Genomic DNA, 22292 nt, shown 5'->3' with positions numbered 1-22292 from the left:
ATATGAATATGTAATATTTAAAAAGATAAAGAGGTAGGGCTATGGAATATAAAATTAATAAAGATCAAATGACGCCGAAAGAAAGAATGGAAGCTTTCTCTAAGGGAGAGCCAATGGATAGAATTTTATGTTCACCTTTTTTAGGTGAAAGTGTATCAGCTATATTTGGGCATACGATATATGAATACAATCACTCGGTAGATGCACTTGTAGATGTAGCAGTAGGAAGCTATGAATTATTTAGACCAGATAGTATAGGCTTTGGACCAGGGTTACAAGGTATACCGGAGGCCATGGGGAGTGAAGTTACATTTCCAACACATAATACACCGTATATAAGTAAATCTGCTATAAATGATTATAGCGAAATAGGAAAATTAAAGCCTATAGATCCTTATAAAGATGGAAGAATAAGATATTTCTTAGAAGCTTTAAAGATCACTCAAGATAAATTAAATTCAGTAGTTGGTGTTGGAACTTCTGTTGGAGGACCATTTACTACAGCTTCTTTTTTAAGAGGAACAGATAAATTTTTAAGAGATTTAACTAAAAATAAAGATCAAGCTCATGAATTATTAGAGCTTTCAACTCAGAGTGTTATAAACTATATAGATGCAGCATGTGACATTGGGCTTGCCCCAAGCTTAGCAGAGCCAAATGCATCATGCACTATGATAAGCGAGAAAAACTTTGTAGAATTTGCAAAACCGTACTTAAAAAGATGTATGGATAGAATTGTTGAAAGAACTGGAAGTGGGACAACTTTACATATATGTGGGAAAACTAAAAAAGTATGGGGACATATGGTAGATATCGGAATATCTAATTTAAGTTTAGATAATGTAGATGATATTGGAGAATTAAAAGAAGCTTATGGGGATAAGGTTTGCTTAATAGGTAATGTTGACCCTGTTGAAACTATAATGAGAGGTAGTATTGAGGATATATATAATGAAGCTAGAGAATGTATAAAAAAAGCTCATGATAGTAAATGTGGATTTATATTAAGTACAGGCTGCGATGTCCCAATAGGAACTGATCCTAAAAAAATTATAGCATTAATGGATGCTGCCAGAATATTTGGAGCATACCCAATTAACATAAAAAATTTATAGGGGGAATATAAACATGGAAAACTTAAAAGAATCTTTATTAAATAAATTAGCTTCATGTGTACTTGAAATGGAAGATGAAGAAGTTATAGATGTAGCAAATGAATATATAGAAAATGACTTTGATGCATACGAAGGTATATCTAAAGGATTAGCATCAGGTATGGAGGAAGCTGGAAAACTATATGAAGAAGAAGAGTATTATATACCTGAATTACTTTTATGTTCAGATGCAATGTATGAAGGAATTAATATATTAAAACCACGTTTACAAAAACATCAAACAGGAGAGCATTATAGAGCTGTAGTAGGTGTTGTTGAAGGTGATACTCATGATATAGGAAAGAACTTATTTAAAATAATGTTAGAAACTTCAGGATTTGAAGTTTTTGATTTAGGAAGAGATGTTCCACCAATAGATTTTGTAAACAAAGCAAAAGAAATTAATGCTGATGTGGTAGGAATGTCTACTCTTATGACAACTACAATGGATAACATGCAGGTAGTAATAGACTTATTAAAAGAAGAAAATATGCGTGATGATGTAATTGTCATGGTAGGTGGAGGGCCTATATCACAAAGCTTTGCAGATCAAATTGGAGCAGATGGATATGCTCATGAAGCTTCTAAAGCAGTAAAACTTGCAAAAGATTTAGTAGATAAAAAAAGAGCCACAGTTAAAGAGGTGGTATAAAATGAACCCAAAAGAGCGACTGTTTAAAGTTTTAAAAAAAGAGAATGTAGACAGACCCCCATGCATATGTCCTGGGGGGATGATGAATATGATAATTGAAGATGTTATGGATATAGAGGGTGTAACTTGGCCAGAAGCTCATTTAAATCCAAAAATGATGGCTGACTTAACACAAGGTATGTATAAAAACAAAGCATTTGAAAACTTTGGAGTTCCATTTTGTATGACAGTAGAAGCTGAAGGCATGGGAGCTACTGTGTATATGGGAACTAAAAATACAGAACCTAGAGTAACTGAATATCCGATTATGTCTAGTGAAGAATACAAAAAATTAACAAATATAAATGTTAATGAAGGAAGAGCAAAAGTAGTCGTAGATGCTATTAAGATATTAAAAGAAAGAAATGAAGATATTCCAATAATTGCAAATTTAACAGGACCAGTTAGTTTGGCATCATCACTACTTGAACCTATGATATTTTTTAAAGAAATAAGAAAAAAACCTGAAATGATTCATGAACTTATGAACTTGGTAACTGATAACCTTATAGTTTTTGGAAAAGCTCAGCTTGAAGCAGGTGCGGATATCTTAACAATATCAGACCCTAGTGGGACAGGCGAAATATTAGGTGCTAAAAACTTTAATGAATTTGCAGTTCCATATTTAAATAGAATAATAGATGAATTAAAAGAGTATGCAAATGGGGGAACTATAATACATATATGTGGAAGGTTAAAAAGCATATATAAAGAATTAAATTCATTACATAGCGATGCAATTAGTTTTGACTCAATAACTAGTGTTAAACAAGTTATTGAAAATGTATCAAATAAAGCAATTATGGGAAATGTAAGTACTTTTGCACTTGAAAATAGTGATACAGAAAGTTTAAAAGCTATGTGCGATTCATGTTTGAAAAATGGAGTAGATATAATATCTCCAGCTTGTGGAATAGGAGTAAGAACTAAATTAGATAATATACAAGTTCTATTAGAATGTACAAAAAATTATAGCAGATAAAGAGGGATTTTATGAGTCTTTTATATGATGGGGACAAAAGTTATAAATTTGAAGTCGGGAGAAATCTTTTAGATATAATACAAAGTAATAACTTAGGTATGGAAAGTCCTTGTGGTGGAAAGGGGCTATGTGGGAAGTGCAAAGTTAAAGTTTTAAGTGGAAATATTAATCCTTTAACTAATGAAGAATTTAAATTTTTATCTAGAGATGAAATTGATAATAAAGTAAGGTTAGGATGTTTAGTTTATCCTCAAGGTGATATACACATAGAATTTTTAGATAAAAAAGATACAAATCATAAGATATTATCAGATGGCTACATGCCAAACTTTGAAAAAAAACCACTACTTAGAAAAGAAGTATATGATATAGAAAAACCTACTCTAGATAATAACATACCTTATGAAGAAATACTTGAAAAACATTTTAAATGTGATTTTAAAGATGATTACTACTTATTGAAAGATATACCTAATATATTTGAATGTGAAAAATGTACAGGTGTGTATATAGGTGAAAAATTAATAGGAATAGAAGTAAATGATACACAGGATAAACTATATTCAGTTGCTATAGATATTGGAACAACAACTGTGGTTTGTTCATTAATTGATGTTAAAAATAAATGTGAAATAAGTTCTGAAAGTGAAATAAATCCACAAAAAGAATATGGATTAGATGTTTTATCTCGTATTCATTTTATCAAGAACAAAGAAAATGGATTAGAAACTTTACATAAATTAATTATAAATTGTATAAATGATTTAATAAAAAAACTATGCATCAAAAACTCTATAAATGAATCTAATATATATGAAGTTTCAATAGCTGCAAACACAACTATGATGCATGTATTATTAAATATTAATCCTATGTCTATAGGGAAATCTCCATATTCACCTACGTTTGTGAAAAGTAAAAATATTAGAGCTAAAGACTTAGGTATAGAAATATCTAAGTTTGGAAGCGTATATTTACTTCCAGGCGTATCTAGTTATATAGGAGCTGATATTGTAGCCGGTGTGTGTGTTAGTAACTTAAAAGAGAGGGATAAAAATGTATTATTTATAGATATAGGTACAAATGGAGAAATGGTTTTATCTAAAAAAGGCGAGTTGGTATCTTGTTCATGTGCAGCTGGGCCTGCGTTAGAGGGTATGAATATTAGCTGTGGAATGAGAGCTGGAGATGGAGCTATTGAAAATATTAAAATTGGAAATGAAATAAGTATCAATACTATAGGAAATCAGCAACCTGTAGGAATATGTGGAAGTGGAATTGTTGATGCAATTAGTGAATTAGCAAGAGTGAAGCTTATAGGAAAAACAGGACGTATAGCAAAAAAAGATGCTGTGAAAGATAATGAAAAAATAAGTCACTTAAGTAATTACATAGTAGATGAAAATAAAAAGAGACGATTTATAATATCTAAACTTGATAAGGAAATATCTATAACTCAAGAAGACATAAGACAAGTTCAACTTGCTAAGGGGGCTATTTTGTCAGGAATATACGCATTGGCAGATCAAGTTAATATGGAAATAAATGAATTAGATGAAGTAATAATAGCAGGGCAATTTGGTAAACACCTAAGCATAGAAAGTTTAGTTGGGGTTGGCATAATACCAAAAGAGCTTAAAGATAGGATAACATACATAGGTAATTCTTCAAAAACAGGAGCTATTATGAGCTTATTATCTAAGGACATTAGAAAAAATATGGATTTTATAGCAAGTGATATAAATTATTTTGAACTATCTACAAAAGAAGGATATGAAAGATTATTTACAGACTGCTTAAAATTTTAAAAGGTGATTAAATGATAAAAATAGATATAGTCTCTGGATTCTTAGGTTCTGGAAAAACTACGCTTATAAAAAAAATGTTAAATGATAATAAGAATGAAAAAGTTGTAGTTTTAGAAAATGAATTTGGACAAATAGGAATAGATGGAGAACTTATAAAAAAAGATGGACTAGAAGTTATAGAACTTCAAAATGGATGTATATGCTGTAGTATAAAATTAAATTTTAAAAACACTATAGAGGAAATTATAGAAAAACTTAATCCGGATAGAATAATAATAGAGCCAACTGGAGTAGGTTTGCTAAGTGAAATATTAATAATGCTAAATGATAAAAAGATTAAAAAATATTTAAAGCTAAATTCTATAATTACTGTGGTAGATGGAGTTAATTATTTCGATTATATAGATAATTTTGGTGAATTTTATGAAGATCAAATAAAAAATGCTAATACAATAATAATAAGTAAATCTCAACTTATAGATCATGAAAATTTAAATAGTGTAATTAATTCATTGAAAAATATAAATGAAAACTCCTACATAATTTATGAAGATTGGAATAGTGAAGAATTTTATAAAGCAATTAAACATATTAATGAGTTAGCACATTTTAGCGATGAAGATATAAAAAAAATAAAAATTAAAGATATAAGTGAAAGCATGAAAGAAATCTCATCTATAGCTTTAATGCCTATTAAAACATACTCTACAAAAGATATAGAAAAAATCTTTGGAATTTTAGAAACAGAGTCTTTAGGTAAAATAATAAGATGCAAAGGTTTTGTAAATAGTGGAAATAGTCTATTGGAGTTCAACTATGTAAATGGAAAATATGACATTAAAAAAAGTTGTTTAAAAATTTGTCCTAAACTTTGTATAATAGGAACAGAGTTAAAGTTTGAAGAATTAAAAAAGACTTTTATATAGGGGGAAATATGGAAAAATTAGAGTTTAAATGTGATCAGATAGATAATGAAAATATACCACTAGAGATAATACAGGGTTCTAATTTAAGTTTTCCTAATTTACATAAAAATGCCAATGATATAGCATACATATCTAAAAGTTTAAAAGATTATAGAAAAGATAGTATTTGCAAGTTGCCATTTTGTACTACAGTAGAGGCTGAAGCTTTTGGTGCAAGTATAAACTTAGGAGATGAAAAAAACTGTCCTAGGTCAAGAGCTTATGCATTTTCTAGTTTAGAAGAATTATCTAAATTAGATAATATAGATTTTGACAACGGAAGGATAAAAGAAGTATTAGAATCAATAAGTATACTAAGTTCAAAAAATGAAATAGTAACTTTGAATGTTTGCGGACCTATGACAATTATATCTTTACTTGTAGACTTAAAGTATTTTTATAAAGGTGTTAGAAAGAACCTTGATTGTATAGACAAGTTAATGAATATTATTGAGGATAATATAGTTAATTATATAGTTAAAGGATATGAAAAAGGAGCTAAGATAATATCTTATAGTGACCCAGTAGGAGATATAAATATTGTTGGCCCAAAAGTATATGAAGAAGTAGTTAGTGAAACAACTATAAACATATTAAAGAGAGCCTCAGAATGCATTGGAGAAGGTGTAATACATATATGTGGGAAGACATCTTCAGCACTTTTTAATTTAAACAAATGTAAATTTATAAAAGTTGAATATGAAAGTGGTTTAACCTATGGAGAAGCTATCTCCAATATTATAGAAAGTAAAAAAGTCAAGATTATAGGTAACAATTGCATGAAAAGGACTCAATATAATTTGAAAAATTCACAAATTTATATAGTAGAGATTAATTAAAAAAGAAACTGCAATCAAATTTTAATAAAATTTAATTGCAGTTTCTTTTTTAGTTTTAACATACTAACTTTGAAAAATTTTGAGCAATTTTTAAGTTATTAAAGATTTCGTATATGTTCATAAAAATTAACTTATCATCTAAGTTATCAATTGAATATAATTCTTTTAACATATCATCCTTACCTAATTTTCCATCTGTATACTGTTGCATTTTAATAGAGGTAGCACATATATCTAATGATTTAACTCTATCATTTGAAATACTATTTTTTAGAAGTATTAAATTACTCATTATAACTCGCTCACTATATAAAAACTTATTAATTTCATCACAACGTATTGTATTATTATTTATACTAATTTTATCATTTGTTAACCTATTAGTTAAAACTAGTTCTCTTAAATCATAGCTGTCAATTTTAGAATGATATAACTCTTTAAATTTTAAATCTTTTAATAAATTAACTATTTTTTTATTTAAATCAAGGGAGCTATTTACTAAATTAAATGTAACATCTTTAATTTTATAAGGAAAAATAACTCGAGTAGCTATAAATGCTAAAATACATCCTATTAAAATGAATTTTATTCTGTCAAATGATAAGATATTAAAGTTATTGTGAGTAGAACCTATTCCTAATGCAAATATTGTCATGAAGGTCATTCTTTTAGAATAGTCCTTAAAGTAATTACTTATATAACCGCAAAAGAATGCTATAAATATTTTTGCATCTACATTTTTTACAATATGAAAAGTCAATTCAAATATAAACACCCCTATAAGAGTACCTTTTATCCTATCTATCATTTTCGACTCACTAGACTCTATATAAGGTTGTATGACTGAAGCTAAAGTGAAAACTAGCCATTTACCTTCATATAATTTAAAGTAATTAACAATAAAAGCTCCTAAACTAACGCATAAAGCGATTCTAAATGCAAAAGTAAATCTAAGTGAATTTCTATTAAAGCGTCTTTTTATAATTTCTATATCTTTTACCTTTCCAGGAACTCCATATTTTTTATCACTAGTAGATAATCCTCCGCTTGATATGTTTTTTAATATATCATCTAAAAGAGTCATATTTTGTTTTAACTCATAGGCTATATAGTTATCAAATTCATTTTTATTATCTTTATGAATATATGTATATACTTTATTTTTTAAATCAAGGAGACCTATTTCTTTATTTAAAAAGTACGATATATCTAAAAATAAACATTTTAAAATATTTAACTCATTAGTATTAGCTTTAATACTATTTTTATCATCTACTATTTTTTCTAAAATAGAATTAGTGCCATCTAATATTTGAGTAATACATAAATAAAGTCTACTTATATCTGAAATTAAAAAGGTTTTTTCTTTCCTAGAATATAGTGACTGAGATAGATTTTTTAAATCATTATCTAAAGTAAAACTAATTTTTTTAAAATCATCGAAGTTTTCTTTAGCAATTAAAATGTCTATTTCATCAACTATTAATCCTATGTCTTTGCATAATTGCTGCTTTGATTTATTCCAAAACTTATTTTTATTAGAAATCAATTGAACAAACATTATAAGTAAAGCAGATAATATTAAGGCTTCAACCCTAACATGCATAATGGATGATTTAATAGGAAAATAAACCATAAACAAATATCCTAAAACAAAAGGCATATATATAGGCTTAGTAGTGTCATATGTAAATATATAAACTACAGCAAATACAATTAGAAAAGTGGATATTAAAGTTAAAGGAGGAGATATTACGGATATAAAAGCACAAGTCCCTATTGATAATTCTATAATGATAAACTTAATTGTATTTTTTATAGGGTTTATTGTATAGTCGTTGTCTATTAAATTAATAGCAGCCATAAACCCTGTTATTCCAATCAACATATTATCCATTCCAAAAAATTCTTTAAAGAAAAATGCAGTAGGAATCATACCTATAAAAATAATTGTTTTTGATATTATGCTTTCCATGTTTCCACCACCTAAAAATTATGTATAGTAAAAATATTACCCATATTAATTAGTGACAAAACTATCATTACATACAAATATATACATATAATGTTTTGATAGAAGAATTTATTTAGGGGGGGATTTTTATAAAGTGTAAAGCTATTTTAGAATATGATAAATGCACCATTAATATATATGAGAGAATTAAAATAATATCAAAGTTTTTAGCAAAAGATATATATATAGAAAACTATATTAAAACAAAATATAAAATTAGCAGGATAGATAAATGTAAGAAAGTTTTCATAAGTTTACTTGGAAGTTTTCAAGAAACAGAATTTATATACATAATAAAAGAAGTTGAAACTATATTAGAAAAAGGTAAAATGTTGAAAATACCAATTATAGTTGATTTAGAAATTCCATGCTTTTTTTATAAAGAGTATTTAAATTTTATAGAAAAATATAAATCAAATATATATCTTAAAAAAAATATAACCTTTGATGGAAATAGAAAAAAATGTAAGTTTGAAATTGATATTGAAAGTGGAATAAACGAATTAGAAATAGATATATTTAATGTAAATAAAGGTTCAATTGACTTAATAACTCCATCGAATTATAAAATTAAAGGTATAAAAAAAGAAAGCAATAAATACTTTGTACGTGAAACATGTATAGATACTAATTATATTAAAGAAGAAAATTTAAATATTACATTGAAAAGTAGCAAAGATATAGAAGAAGGTAAGTGGAAATTTATATTTGATAATACTAGTTTGAAAAGTATTAATTTAGAAATTTATTTGAAAGTAAAAAACATGGAATCATTAAAAAGTTTATCAAAAAATGACTTTAATAGGCATATAGCTATATTCAATGGATTTAACGACTTAAAAAGTATAAATATAGTTAGGGATTTTAATGCAATTGATCCTGACAAGTATATCCCACTGTTTAATATATATTTTAATGAAAATTTAGAAAAAGAATTAGAAAATTTTCAAAATATAGTTAAGTTATACAAAATAAGTAATGATTTTGGGGTAGTATATATAGACCAAAATAATATAGAGATGTTTTCTGAACTATATAGGTTAGATGGAATAAATTATATAGAAAGATATACAAAAATGTCACAGCTTGCCACTATAAATAGAGGTATCCAAAATGGGATAGTTGCGACAGAAGAAATAGGCTCAAATTATTTTAAAACAAATCCTAATATAAGTGTAACTGGAAGTGGAGTTTTAATTGGGATAGCCAATTCTGGAATTGATTACTTACATCCAGACTTTATATACCCAGATGGAACATCTAAAATTAGATATTTATGGGATCAAACAAAAGATGGGAGTCCTCCTGAGAAATTTAATATTGGAACAGAATATACTAGAGAAGATATAAATAAAGCTATAAAAGAAAAAAATACTAATTTATCTGTTGATGAAGAGGGAGTAGGAACAGCACTTAGTGGATTATGTGCAGGACTGGGAAATGTAAAAAATGAATTTTCAGGAGTAGCAGAAGAAAGTGAATTAATAATAGTTAAGTTAAAGAAGATAAATGGATTTTATAATAGTGCAACATTAGAAGCTGCAATAAATTATATGTATAAAAAATCAAAGGAAGAGAATATACCGTTAGTTAACAATATAACATTAGGAAGTAATCAATCTGTTGCAATAGGAACTACTATTGTAGAAAATGATAATTTTTATGATTATGGAATTTGTGATGTAGTAGGAGCTGGAAATGAGGGAAAAGGAACTACTCACTCTACAGGAAGTATTGAATTTAAAGGAGATATTAAAGATATAGAAATTGAATTAGATGAAGATGAGGATGAGCTTGAAATGGATTTATGGGTAAATAAGCCAGATAAATCAAATGTATTAATAATATCTCCTTCAGGAGAAGAAAGCAAGTTATCTTCTGTATCAAATTATAGTGTAATGGATGGCTTGTTTGATTTAGAAGGAACTCGTTACAGTATATGGTCAATATATCCAATGCCTTATGGAGGACAGCAACAAACTATTATAAGATTAAAAAATGCAAAAAAAGGAACATGGAAAATTAGACTGATTGGACAATTTATAACTAATGGAATTTACAATGTATATTTGCCAAATAAAACTTTAATAGGAGATAAAACAAAATTTAGAGTAAATAGTCCAGAATGTACAATAAATTTTCCAGCAGGATATAGAGATGCTATTAGCGTAGGAACTTATGATAGTCTAAATAATAGTATATGGGCAAACTCATCAAGAGGCCCGATAATAGGAACAGTAGCAAGAAATATAAGTCCGGATATAATCTGTCCAGGGGTAAACATAATTGCACCATATCCAGGTGGAAAATATTGCACAGTTACGGGTAGTTCTGTTGCAGCATCATATACAGCAGGTGGAATAGCTTTAATTATGCAATACACATTTGTTGATAAAAATTATAAAAATAAATCTGTAGTTCAAAAAATAAGAACTTTTTTAAGAGGTGGAGCAAAACGAGATAATCAGTTAAAATATCCTAATAATATTTATGGATATGGAATTTTAGATATAAAAGGAATGTTTAATCAATTAAAGTAATTATAATAAGGAGGATTATTGTTGTTAAAACCATATATTGTAACATACAATGGGAAAAAGCTGAAATTGGAAGAAGAATTAAAAGATAACAACATTAATGAATACAATATTTTAAATAATAAAATTGCAATAATATATGTAGATGAAAATTTCTTAGAATCTAATTTTTATAATTTTGATTCTATATATGACTGGACAGCTTCCAGGACTTTAAGTTCACTTATAGAGATAAGCAATAACAAAGAAAGTGGGGAATCTCCAAGGGAAATTTCAGGGGTAAATTATATTGATCAAAATCCATATATATCTTCATATGGAAAGGACACTGTAATTGCAATTATTGATTCTGGAATAAATTACTTACATCCAGATTTTATAAATAATGATGGAAGTAGTAAAATAATATCTATATGGGATCAAGAGAGCAAGATTGGCAAACCTCCTAATAATATAAATTTAGGAAGTGAATTTAAAAAAGAAAAAATTAATGAATATATAAAATTAAAAGATGATAGTTTAACTAAAGACCTCACTGGTACAGGAACAATAGCTGCAGGCATATGTTCAGGAAGTGGAAATATAAATAGATTATATAAAGGAATATCTCCTAGAAGTGAGCTAGTAATTGTAAAATTAAGAGAGTACGAGGGCATATACAAAGAAGGAATAAAAAGCTACGAATTGAGTGACTTTTTATTAGCTGTAAAATATATTATAGAAATATCTAAAAATTATAGAAAAACTTTTATATTAAATTTGACAGTTGCAGAAAGAAGCAAATCAATAATTGTAACTAATTTTTTAGATACATTTGAAGAACTAAAATCAGGAGGGAATATACTAGTTAGTGGCTTGGGAATGAAGGAAATACAGACATTCATTATAGTGGAAAATTTGAGAATATAAACGAATCTGAAGATATACTTATTCAAGTAGGGGAGCAAAAAAATTTAGATATAACAATTAGTTGTGTTGGCCCAGATAAAATTTCAGCAAATTTAATATCTCCATCCGGAGAAGTAGGTTATCCAGCTCAATATGCTCCAGATGAGAATATATATAAGGGAACTTTTAATGTAGAAGGAACTAGATACAGTAGTAAATTTATTTATCTTTGGATAAAATCTGGAACACAAGAAATAATAATTTCATTAAATAATGTAAAGCAAGGCATATGGACTTTAAGATTAATGCCAGAATTTATTTTAATAGGGGAATATAATATATACTTACCAAACAAAAATTTAATAGATAAAGAAACTAGATTTATAAATTCTAATTATTTTTCAACAACTAATATTTTTGCTACAACTGAAAACGTAATTGCAGTAGGTGGATTTAATAATAAAACTGACAGTATGTGGATTGAATCTTCTGTTGGAACGCTCAATCAAGTACCTATAAGACCTGACATTGTCGCACCTAGCGTAGATATCATGGGATGTTATGAAAATGATTCATACACAAAAGCAAGCGGAACTGGAATAGCAAGTTCTATTGCAAGTGGAGTAACTGCACTTATAGTTGACTTTTTAATTACACAAAGTGATTTAAATAAAAGTCTGATTTTTACAGATGTAATAAAAACTTATTTAATGGTAGGAGCTGATAGATTAGATATTTATAAGTATCCAAATGTAAGAATGGGGTATGGTGTTTTGAATTTTAAAAACACTATACAGCAAATTGCAAAAAATATAAGATAAGCAGAGGTATCTAATGAAAAGTAAAAAAAACTATATTAATATGTTAGTTATTATAGTACTGATTATACTGTTAATATTTATTATGATAAATTTATTTAATAGTAATAAATATAAAAATAAACAACATATAGAAGCGGATACAAATGATGAAATTATGATAAAGATTAACGAAATGACATTAGATGAAAAAATTGGGCAAATGGTATTAAGCGGATTTAATGGAACTGATTTTAATGGTGAATTAGATACATTAATAAATGACTTGAAAGTCGGAGGAGTAATACTTTTTTCAAGAAATATAGAGGATTCTAATCAATTAAAAAAATTAAATTTAGATATTGAAGAAGCAAATAAAAATATACCTGTATTCATATCAATTGATGAAGAAGGCGGGAGAGTAAATAGATTAGCTAAAAATATAAAAAGATTTGAAAGTGCTAAATCAATTGGAGATAAAGGAGATATAAAGTATGCATATGAAAATGGAAAAGAAATAGGAAAAACTCTAAAGACGTATAAAATAAATATGAATTTTGCACCCGTATTAGATATCTATAGTAATTCTAAAAACACGGTTATAGGAGATAGAGCGTTTGGGAATAATGAAAAAATTGTAGAAACTATGGGAATAGCTACAATGCAGGGCCTAAAAGACGAGGACGTGATACCTGTAATAAAACATTTCCCAGGACATGGAGATACTGAAGTAGATTCACATATAGGATTACCAGTAGTTGAGAAAAGCATAGATCAATTATATGATTTTGAATTGGTACCATTTAAAAAGGCTATAGAAAGTGGAGCTGATGCAGTAATGGTATCTCACATACTAATGAAACAAATTGATGATAAAAACCCAGCTACTTTATCCTACAATCTAATAACCAGGATATTGAGAAATGACATGGAATTTTCCAATGTTATAATTACGGATGATATGTGTATGAAAGCTATAACTAACAGGTTATCAGTTGAAGAAGCAAGTATAAAGTCTATAAAAGCTGGTAGTGACATAATTTTAATAGGAAGTGATATAGGAAAAACTAAATCGGTTATAGAAAAAATAAAATTAGCTGTCGAAAGAAATGAAATTTCAGAAAAAAGAATAGATGAAAGTGTATATAGAATTTTAAAATTAAAAGAAAAACTATAAATTAATAAAAATAGCCTCATTTCAACTTGAAATGAGGTTATTTTTATTAATTTATAACACTTATTTTACTTATTGGATATATAGTTATGTTAGAATCATTATTATTTACAATTACTATACCATTTCCAACATAATCAACAGTTCCATTAATGTTTTCATATGATTTTGATATATGATCAATATTAAATAATTCAAAACCTGATAAAACATTTGAAGTTTTTTTATTAAAAGTAAGGTCTTCTACAACATAGTGTTTATTCTTTTTAACATCTATTGTATCAATAGCAGTATTGTACTTAACATCAGTGATATGAGATATATCAGTTTTATCAATTCTATTTAAATTACTTACTGATTCAAATTTACCCTTGCAAACAGCTTTAGTACTTTCTGGCGAATTAGTTATATTTTTAATTTGTTGTTTTTGTATTTTTATTGAGGAGTTGAGAGAAGCTATATTCTTGTTATTATACTCAGCTATTTTTGTATTATAATTTACATCTATATCGTTTATAACTGGTGTGTGATTTTTAGATATACTAGCAATTGTGCTATTTAATTGAGTTTCTACATCTATGTTACCTAATAAGTTGTTAACGTCCTCATCTATTACTGTTAATTTTTTTAGAGTTATTTTTAGAGGTTCAAAGGTCCCATCTTCTAATACTACGCCTATATATCTTTCTCCTGTAGGATCAACGATAAGAGGTTTTCCATCAAATTCAGATTTATTTATACCTTTATTAATAGGAGAAAAATCTAAAATTTCTATAGTGTGAGACTTAATTATTTGAGTATTTTCATCTATATTTGATAGAGTATTTTTTAAGTTAAATATATCTATATCAGATAAACAATCAATAGTAGATGTATTTACTTTATCTATAGCGGAAGTAGATGTAGGATTTATAGAGACTTTATAATTTGGGACAGTTAAGTCAGTTAAGACATCTATAGGCTTAGTATCTATAGGCTTTGAAACTTCTATTTCATTGGACTTATCAGTAAGAACTAATTTTTCGTCAGTTTCAATATTTGAAACTAAATTAGAATTTAACTTTTCAATATGACTTACAACATCAATATTATTTACATCTAGATTAAAATCAGTTAATATATGTTCTTTTGTTATATCTAAAGATGAAGATTCATTTAAAACATTATCATACATTGTTTTTGTATCTAAGGTATGACTAGTTTTTAAAGGAGTATTAAAACTTACAGTTTTTATATTTTCTATATTTTCATTTATGTAGTCTTGGATATTAGAAGTGCTATTAAATTGATTAAAACTATTAATTTCGTTTGAATTAGAAAATGAATTAAAGTTATAGGTGTTATTGTCAAAAGCAACTAAATTTTCTAGTTTTTTTAATAATAAAGATTTAAATTTACTAGAAGGTATATTTTGGGTAAGAATTTTAACTTTAGTTATATTACTTAAATTTATAGCTGTATTTTTATAAATAATTACATCATTACTTATTAAAATTGTATCATCTTTAGAGTTTGATATTACCATGTCAATAATTGAGCCGTCATCAGTTGTAATAGAAATAGGTACAAAAAAATATTTTTCATAACCAACTATGTATGACAAATCCTCAATTAATATAATTGTATCTATAAGAGCTTGTATGGTAGTTTTTTGATCACACATAAAAAGCCTCCCTAAAATAATAGTATATATTATTTTTATGTATATTAAAGTAAATTTATTACAAACTCTAGTAAAGACCTAATCATAGGTCTTTACTAATTTTGTATTGAGTTTATTTTTTGCACCAGTCTTCGTAAAACTCATGTGAATAATGATGACAATCATCTTTGCACTCTAACCCATTAAATGCAGTATAAACAACTAATTCGTCTTTTATAGTTACATAGAATTTCTCTTTTATAGAAAGACAATCAAATACATTAGCTGTAAATGTATTACTAGTTGAAGTATACGTAGATGTAGGTATTACACACTTAGGAAGTATTTCAAGTTGGAAATCTGCTTTAACATCAATAGGGTCTGTAACTTGAGGAAGACAAATATTATTATATAATGTTATGTCTCCAAATGAAGCGACTTCACCAGTTAAAGGAGCAGCAGGATATGTTGCTACAAATGGTATACATCCTATTTTACCTTGTAAAACATATTGGAAATTAACTACTCCAACTTGTATAGGTCCTTGAGCTAAGTTAACATTTCTTCCTTCTTCACAACATATAAAATTAGGAGTTAATTGGCCTGTATAACTAGAATATAAATTCAATGTTGTAGAACAACTTAATGGAGTTGCAGTAAGTGTAGTAGCGTTTGAATCTATTATTATTGGTAATAAATTTTCAGCTAGTGCAGGATCAGTATTTGTAAATCCTAGACAATCATATTTAACTGAAATTTTTTCTATACATACTTTATCTCCATTTGTATAAGGGCATGGTCCTTGAGAAACAACACTAAATGTTAAAGCAGAAGCAACTCTTTCTTGCTTTTTATTTATACATTTAAAGTCATATATTCTTTCTCCTAGTATAGGTATACAAGTTGCTCTACGTATATCAGGGCACTTAAATTCTAAAGGATCACAACACTTCATACATTCATTTGGTTGTGGTTTTGGTGGTTTTGTACAACAACAATCGTTTTCTGGACCGTGTGGGTGATTACATTCTGTACATACTTCATGATTAGTTTTATTTTCACTCATGTTATATATTCTCTCCTATGCATAATATATTTAAAGAGATGTTTTCTCTTTAATTAAATATATGAGATATGAATATACTATGTTACTTTATTTTAAAGAAAATTTGTCTAAAATATGAATAAAATAAAAGATTTATAATAGATATAAATAAATGATAGAATGAAATTATCTATTAAAAAGGGGATGAAATTATGCTTTTTAATGATACTGATATACTAATAAAAAAATCAAATCAAGATTTAAACATACTTAATTTAGGTAGTGGTATAACATATCATGTTATAAAAAATGATTCAAATGAAGTATGTAGCCAAGAAGTTATTAACGGAGAGTTTTCATTTATAGATGCTTATGCTGATATAGATAAAGATGATAATATATATGGTATTTTAAGTGATAAAAAAGGCAAGTTAATAGAAATGAAATTAGAAGAAAGTATAAAGTTTAATACTGTACTTAAATATGATTATAAAAATTTTTATGTGAAGTTTCCTTATATAAAAATTTTTTCACATAAAAAACATATAATTTATTATTCTATAAATAAAAAAAATCCATTAATGTGCAATTTAATACATATATACATAGATGGAGATAAAACTATAAAATCTAAAGTTGATTATATACCTTATAATATAATGAGTAATTTTGAAGTTGTATGGAGAGATGATAGTCCTATTTTATTTTATTTTAAATCTATAGATGGATGTGAAGAATTATTTTCTACAACATTTGACAAAAACAAACTTTCATGGTCAAAACCTTTGAAGCTAACAGACTCTAAAGAACTTAAAATATATTTATCTGTATTAAAGGATATAAACAATAACTGTCATATAGTTTTTTCAGAAAACAGTGGAGGAAAATATTTTTGTAAATACATAAAGTTAAATTTAAATAAGAACAGTTTTAATGAAATGAGAGTAGAAACTATAAAGACAAGAACTATGTGTTTATTTCCTCATTTAATTAATTATAAAAATGATTTATACATACAATGGGGGGAATATAACTATGTGTATACATGTAAGTCAAATGACTTAGGAGAGGTTTGGGATATAGAAAATATTTATGAGAAAAAATCAGATAAAGCTCTAAGAAGATATATATTTAAATCAAACTATGAAAAAGATAAATTATGTAAATGTAATACTATTTTTACGAATTTAGATAATATAAAAAATAATAATTTTGAAATAGATTGTATTGTATAAAATATAAAAATTAAATAAAATATAGAAAAATGTAAAAAAATGTAATTATCTGTATAAAACTAAATTTTCCAAAAACATACAGAAATCTTTACTATTATGCAAAAACATAATATAGTATAAATTAAGAATGAAAACGTTAGTTACTGAAGTAACTAAAACATTATAGGGGGACAAAATATGTTTTTACAAAGAAATTTTAGACTACATCATAATCCACATGTAAATGGATGCTGTGGTACTTGTGGGTCTGATGAACACGAACATGCTCATGAACATACTCACAATCACTTACACGATCATGAACATGTAAATGGATTAGGTCACGATCATAACCATGAAGATGGATTTACAGGGGTTCATTCACATGATCATGATCATACACATGAGCATGGACATGACCACAATGGGGAACATGGGCATAGCCACGAGTAAAAATTAGATATTATGAAATAGAAGCCATGAAGGTTTTACTTAAGAAAAAGGTCTGTTTTTGTACCTTTATTTAAGTGACTTCATGGCTTTAATATTTTTTAGGGATAATTTACTAAACATATGAAAAATGGGGGAAATTAAAATGATAAAAAGTAAAAGTTTAAAAAAGTTTATAGCATTAATGGCTATAGCAGGATTAACACTTAGCGTTGTAGGTTGTTCATCAAACAACAATAAAGAATCTAAATCATCAGATACAAAAGTCGAATCAAGTAATTTTAAAACAGTAGAGTATGTTTATTCAGATGGAGCTAAAGATTATAATGTGAAAGTTGATTCACCAAAGCAAAAAGCAGTTACATTATCTCAATTTATGACAGAAATGTTATTAGCACTTGATTTAGGGGATAGAATGGTTGGAACGGCTCTTTTAGATAACCCAATACTTCCACAATTTGAAGCTGCATATAAAAAAATACCAGAACTTAAAGTAGGGGAAGGTCACTCTATATCAAAAGAATCTTTTGTAGCTACTGGAGCAGATTTTGTTAGTGGATGGGACTCGTCTATAAATGAGCAAACGACAGGATCTCCTCAGGAACTTATAGATAAAGGGGTAGCTCCCTTTATGGCATCAGCATATAAGCCGGATGCAACAATAAACAATGTATATGATGATTTTAGCTTACTTGGAAAAATATTTGGAGTAGAAGATAAAGCTACTGAAGTTGTAAATAAAATGAAAAGTGATATAAAAGTTGTAGAGGATAAAGTTGGTAATGTAAAAGAAGAAGATAGAGTTAAAATGATGGTTTATGACTCTGGAGAAAAAGATGCAATGGTAGTTGGATCAGGCCTTGCAAATAACTTAATAGAAATAGCTGGAGGAAACAACGTATTTGGAAAGGATGCTAAAAAACCTTATATAAATGTTTCTTGGGAAAGCATAGTACAAAAAAACCCAGAGGTAATATTAGTAACAGATTTCTTAGCTGGACAACCTGTAAAAGAAAAAATTGATTATTTAAAATCAAATCCAGCACTTAAAGATGTACCTGCTATAAAAAATAATAAAATATATGTAGTTAAGTTAGCTGATTTGTCACCAGGTGTTAGAAATCCAATGGTAATAGAAGAAATGCATGGATACTTCTATGGAGATAAAAAATAATGCAAGTTTCGGTTGAAAACAAAAGAAGCCTTTCTAAAAAGAAAGGTTTCTTATTTTGGGTTATAGCTTTAACTATAATATTAGCAGGTACAATAGTTGGAGCAATAGCAGTTGGAAGTACTTATATAGAACCTGGTGAAGTATATAAAGTATTACTTAATAGATTGACAAATGGAACATTATTTAGCGGTGTAGGCGAAGTTATGACTCAAAATATAATATGGGAAATAAGATTTCCTAGAGTGATTTTAGGTGCAATATGTGGAGCAGGGCTTGCAATATGTGGTGTTTTAATGCAGTGTGTAACAAAAAATCCAATAGCAGAGCCTTATATACTTGGAATATCTTCAGGAGCTTCTTGTGGAGCGGTTTTTGTTATAGTTTTAGGTGGAGTATCAAGTGTAGGAATAAATAGTATAACTAGTGGGGCTTTTGTAGGGTCATTATTATCTGGAGTACTAGTTTTTGCAATAGGGACTCAAATGGGTAAAACTACGTCAACTACGAGGCTTGTGCTTACAGGTATGGCTATTTCTACTATATTTTCAGCATTAACAAACTTACTTATATATTCAGCTAAAAACTCAAATCAGGCTAAAAATGCATTGTTTTGGACTGTAGGTAGTTTAGGCGGAGCTAAATGGGATGTATTGTTAATTCCATTTTTAGTATTAATAGTTGTTATGATTGTAGCATTTACAATGTCAAAATCTTTAGATATCCTTCTTTTAGGAGATGATAGTGCGATAATACTTGGAATAAATGTAAAATTAATAAAATCAATAATACTAATATTGGCAACACTTTTAACATCTACGCTGGTTGCAATAACTGGGGCTATAGGATTTATAGGATTAGTAGTTCCTCATATATGTAGAACTATAGCTGGAAGTGATCATAAAAAACTTATAGTTTTATCTGCACTTATAGGATCTATATTTTTAATTGCATCGGACGTTTTAGCTAGAGGTCTTTTCCCTCCAGTAGAAATACCAATAGGTATAATAACATCCTTAATAGGTGGACCATTCTTCTTATATCTGATTTCTAAGAAAAATTATACATTTGGAGGAAGAGACTAATGTTTAAATTACAAGTTAAAAATTTGGAATTTAGTATAGATAAAAAAGAAATTTTAAAAGATATATCATTTGAAATACCTAAAGGATCGTTTGTTGGAATTATTGGACCAAATGGATCAGGAAAATCTACTATACTAAAAAACATATATAGACTGTATAAGCCAGATAGTGGGCAGATACTACTTGATAATAAAAATTTACTTAATATGAAAGATAAAGACTGTGCAAAAGAAATAGCAGTTTTAGCTCAAGAAAGTAACTCTCAATTCGATTTCACTGTAGAGCAAATTGTAAAAATGGGGAGGTACCCATACAAATCTGTATTTGAAGATTATTCAAAGAAAGATTTGGATATGGTTACTAATATGTTAAAACGAGTAGGGCTTGAAGATTATGTTGGAAGAAGTTTTTCAAAGCTTTCAGGAGGAGAGAAACAAAGAACTTTAATAGCAAGAGCATTAGTTCAAGATACTGAATTTTTGATTTTAGATGAGCCTACAAATCATTTGGATATAGGATATCAAATACAGTTAATGGACTTAGTAAAGAGCTTAAATATAACCATTTTATCGGCTATACATGATATGAATATGGCTTCTATGTATTGTGATTATCTAATTGTTATGAAAGATGGAAAAATTAAAAATTGTGGAAGCGTTAAAGAAGTTATAACTGAGGAAATGTTAAAAGAAATTTTTGGTGTAAATGCATATGTAGGTGTAAATCCTATGAATAATAAATTACAGGTATCATTTATGCATAGTCACTCACACATAAACGGAATTGGACATGATCATATACATGAAGATGGATTTACAGGGGAACATGAACACTTCCATAAGCATGCAGCATATCAAGGATAAAATAAACTCTAATTTAGAGTTTATTTTTTTATTTGTATACATAACTTAACCAATGAGATGTACTATATGGATTATGTTATATATATAACACAGAATTTTCCATGAAAATGGTTGCAAAAAGATGGTTGATAGTATATAGTATAACGTATAAGGAATAAAAAATATCAATAGTATATACTATATATTGGTGGAGGTAGTGTTAATGTGTACTTTAATAGCTTATGGGAGTAATAATGGAATAACTAAAAACTTAGCAATGTCTTTATCAGAAAAATTAGACTCAGAAGTAGATGTAAGAAATACAAAATATAATTCATCTTTTTACCTAGATAAATATGAGAATGTGTTAATAGGAATAAACCTAGAAGATGGAGAAATTTCAACTGAAATTCAAAGATTTATAGAAAATAACATAGAAGAGTTTAAATTTAAGAAATTAGGATTTTTCACCGTAAATAAAGATGAAAAACAAATAAATTATATCGATAATAATCTACCAAAAGAATTTACAGGACTTATAAACTTTGAAGAACACTTTAAAAAAGAAGATGAAGAAAAAATTTATAATTTTGTAGATGTTTTAAATAATAATTTAGCATTAGCTTATAATTAATAAAATAGCCCATTGTAATATCAACAAAATATATATTTAACAAAATCACTAGTTATATAGAAAACATATATCTAGTGATTTTTATTTTTTTAAAAGGGTAATATATATTATAATAAAATTGAGTTAAATTATATTTTTAAGGAGAAAATAAATGGGAAGATTATTAGAACTAAATATGGAGTCAGATGCGTTAGAGCTTGCAAGAAATTTTTGTAGGGATAATGATTTAATGCTTTTAAGCAATAACATAGAAGATGATAGCTTACTTGTAATGGATAGAAGTTGTAATACAAAAAGGATATATATAAAGAATGACGAGTGGTCATTAACAAAATAAAAAATAGGAGTGTATACTCCTAT

The 22292-nt window shown here is 27.2% G+C and carries 20 protein-coding genes; 17 read left to right on the top strand and 3 right to left on the bottom strand.

The window, feature by feature from the left end:
• The first annotated feature begins 41 nt into the window (after nt 1-41).
• The 6 genes from ACN6I1_RS09370 to ACN6I1_RS09345 are packed head-to-tail and all read left to right on the top strand — an operon-like array spanning nt 42 to nt 6439.
• Nucleotides 42-1115, top strand: a complete 1074-nt coding sequence (locus ACN6I1_RS09370; RefSeq protein ID WP_021431443.1) for a uroporphyrinogen decarboxylase family protein — start codon at nt 42-44, stop codon at nt 1113-1115.
• Between the two features lie 13 nt (nt 1116-1128).
• Nucleotides 1129-1806 (top strand): corrinoid protein, encoded by a 678-nt coding sequence (locus ACN6I1_RS09365; protein ID WP_142729989.1) that lies wholly within the window; start codon nt 1129-1131, stop codon nt 1804-1806.
• Between the two features lies 1 nt (nt 1807).
• The gene (locus tag ACN6I1_RS09360) at nt 1808-2827 is read left to right on the top strand and encodes a methylcobamide:CoM methyltransferase MtbA (protein WP_419741731.1); all 1020 of its coding nucleotides are present in this window, start codon (nt 1808-1810) and stop codon (nt 2825-2827) included.
• An 11-nt stretch (nt 2828-2838) separates the two neighbouring features.
• Nucleotides 2839-4635, top strand: coding sequence for an ASKHA domain-containing protein (locus ACN6I1_RS09355; protein WP_419741730.1), 1797 nt, complete (start codon nt 2839-2841; stop codon nt 4633-4635).
• 11 nt (nt 4636-4646) lie between these two features.
• Nucleotides 4647-5561, top strand: a complete 915-nt coding sequence (locus tag ACN6I1_RS09350) for a GTP-binding protein (protein WP_419741729.1) — start codon at nt 4647-4649, stop codon at nt 5559-5561.
• An 8-nt stretch (nt 5562-5569) separates the two neighbouring features.
• Nucleotides 5570-6439 (top strand): uroporphyrinogen decarboxylase family protein, encoded by an 870-nt coding sequence (locus tag ACN6I1_RS09345; protein ID WP_419741728.1) that lies wholly within the window; start codon nt 5570-5572, stop codon nt 6437-6439.
• A 55-nt stretch (nt 6440-6494) separates the two neighbouring features.
• Here the strand turns inward: ACN6I1_RS09345 and ACN6I1_RS09340 are convergent, their stop codons facing one another.
• Nucleotides 6495-8414, bottom strand: a complete 1920-nt coding sequence (locus tag ACN6I1_RS09340; protein ID WP_419741727.1) for an FUSC family protein — start codon at nt 8412-8414, stop codon at nt 6495-6497.
• Between the two features lie 371 nt (nt 8415-8785).
• Here ACN6I1_RS09340 and ACN6I1_RS09335 point away from each other — a divergent pair, with 371 nt between their 5' ends.
• The 4 genes from ACN6I1_RS09335 to nagZ all read left to right on the top strand — a co-directional run bounded on the left by ACN6I1_RS09335 (nt 8786) and on the right by nagZ (nt 13852).
• Nucleotides 8786-10993, top strand: coding sequence for a S8 family serine peptidase (locus ACN6I1_RS09335; protein WP_419741726.1), 2208 nt, complete (start codon nt 8786-8788; stop codon nt 10991-10993).
• A 21-nt stretch (nt 10994-11014) separates the two neighbouring features.
• Entirely contained in the window at nt 11015-11899 is an 885-nt protein-coding gene (locus ACN6I1_RS09330; protein WP_419741725.1) for a S8 family serine peptidase, read from the top strand.
• 284 nt (nt 11900-12183) lie between these two features.
• Entirely contained in the window at nt 12184-12699 is a 516-nt protein-coding gene (locus ACN6I1_RS09325; RefSeq protein ID WP_419741724.1) for a S8 family serine peptidase, read from the top strand.
• 13 nt (nt 12700-12712) lie between these two features.
• Nucleotides 12713-13852, top strand: a complete 1140-nt coding sequence (nagZ, locus tag ACN6I1_RS09320) for a beta-N-acetylhexosaminidase (RefSeq protein ID WP_419741723.1) — start codon at nt 12713-12715, stop codon at nt 13850-13852.
• Nucleotides 13853-13898: 46 nt separating this feature from the next.
• Here the strand turns inward: nagZ and ACN6I1_RS09315 are convergent, their stop codons facing one another.
• Nucleotides 13899-15512, bottom strand: a complete 1614-nt coding sequence (locus tag ACN6I1_RS09315; protein WP_419741722.1) for a hypothetical protein — start codon at nt 15510-15512, stop codon at nt 13899-13901.
• A gap of 112 nt (nt 15513-15624) precedes the next feature.
• On the bottom strand, nt 15625-16557 hold the full coding sequence (locus ACN6I1_RS09310; protein WP_220797841.1) for a hypothetical protein: 933 nt from the start codon (nt 16555-16557) through the stop codon (nt 15625-15627).
• A 191-nt stretch (nt 16558-16748) separates the two neighbouring features.
• Between ACN6I1_RS09310 and ACN6I1_RS09305 the strand changes: the two genes are divergently transcribed.
• From ACN6I1_RS09305 to ACN6I1_RS09275, 7 genes are all read left to right on the top strand, one after another.
• Nucleotides 16749-17771, top strand: a complete 1023-nt coding sequence (locus ACN6I1_RS09305; protein WP_419741721.1) for a hypothetical protein — start codon at nt 16749-16751, stop codon at nt 17769-17771.
• 177 nt (nt 17772-17948) lie between these two features.
• The gene (locus tag ACN6I1_RS09300) at nt 17949-18203 is read left to right on the top strand and encodes a hypothetical protein (protein ID WP_021430517.1); all 255 of its coding nucleotides are present in this window, start codon (nt 17949-17951) and stop codon (nt 18201-18203) included.
• Between the two features lie 142 nt (nt 18204-18345).
• Nucleotides 18346-19374 carry an ABC transporter substrate-binding protein gene (locus ACN6I1_RS09295; RefSeq protein WP_419741720.1) on the top strand — a complete coding sequence of 343 codons (1029 nt, stop codon included), beginning with the start codon at nt 18346-18348 and terminating at the stop codon, nt 19372-19374.
• Nucleotides 19374-20456, top strand: coding sequence for a FecCD family ABC transporter permease (locus ACN6I1_RS09290; protein WP_247011456.1), 1083 nt, complete (start codon nt 19374-19376; stop codon nt 20454-20456). Before ACN6I1_RS09295 ends, ACN6I1_RS09290 begins: the two co-directional genes overlap by 1 nt.
• Nucleotides 20456-21319, top strand: a complete 864-nt coding sequence (locus ACN6I1_RS09285) for an ABC transporter ATP-binding protein (protein WP_419741719.1) — start codon at nt 20456-20458, stop codon at nt 21317-21319. The genes ACN6I1_RS09290 and ACN6I1_RS09285 overlap by 1 nt, the downstream gene beginning before the upstream one ends.
• 202 nt (nt 21320-21521) lie before the next feature.
• Nucleotides 21522-21932 carry a flavodoxin domain-containing protein gene (locus ACN6I1_RS09280; protein ID WP_021430513.1) on the top strand — a complete coding sequence of 137 codons (411 nt, stop codon included), beginning with the start codon at nt 21522-21524 and terminating at the stop codon, nt 21930-21932.
• 151 nt (nt 21933-22083) lie between these two features.
• On the top strand, nt 22084-22269 hold the full coding sequence (locus tag ACN6I1_RS09275; protein ID WP_021430512.1) for a hypothetical protein: 186 nt from the start codon (nt 22084-22086) through the stop codon (nt 22267-22269).
• Nucleotides 22270-22292: the final 23 nt, after the last annotated feature.

The sequence above is a fragment of the Paraclostridium dentum genome (assembly GCF_048568265.1).
Taxonomy (GTDB): Bacteria; Bacillota; Clostridia; order Peptostreptococcales; family Peptostreptococcaceae; genus Paraclostridium; species Paraclostridium dentum.
Note: the sequence above shows the minus strand (reverse complement) of the source record. Positions and strands in the feature narration are given on the sequence as shown.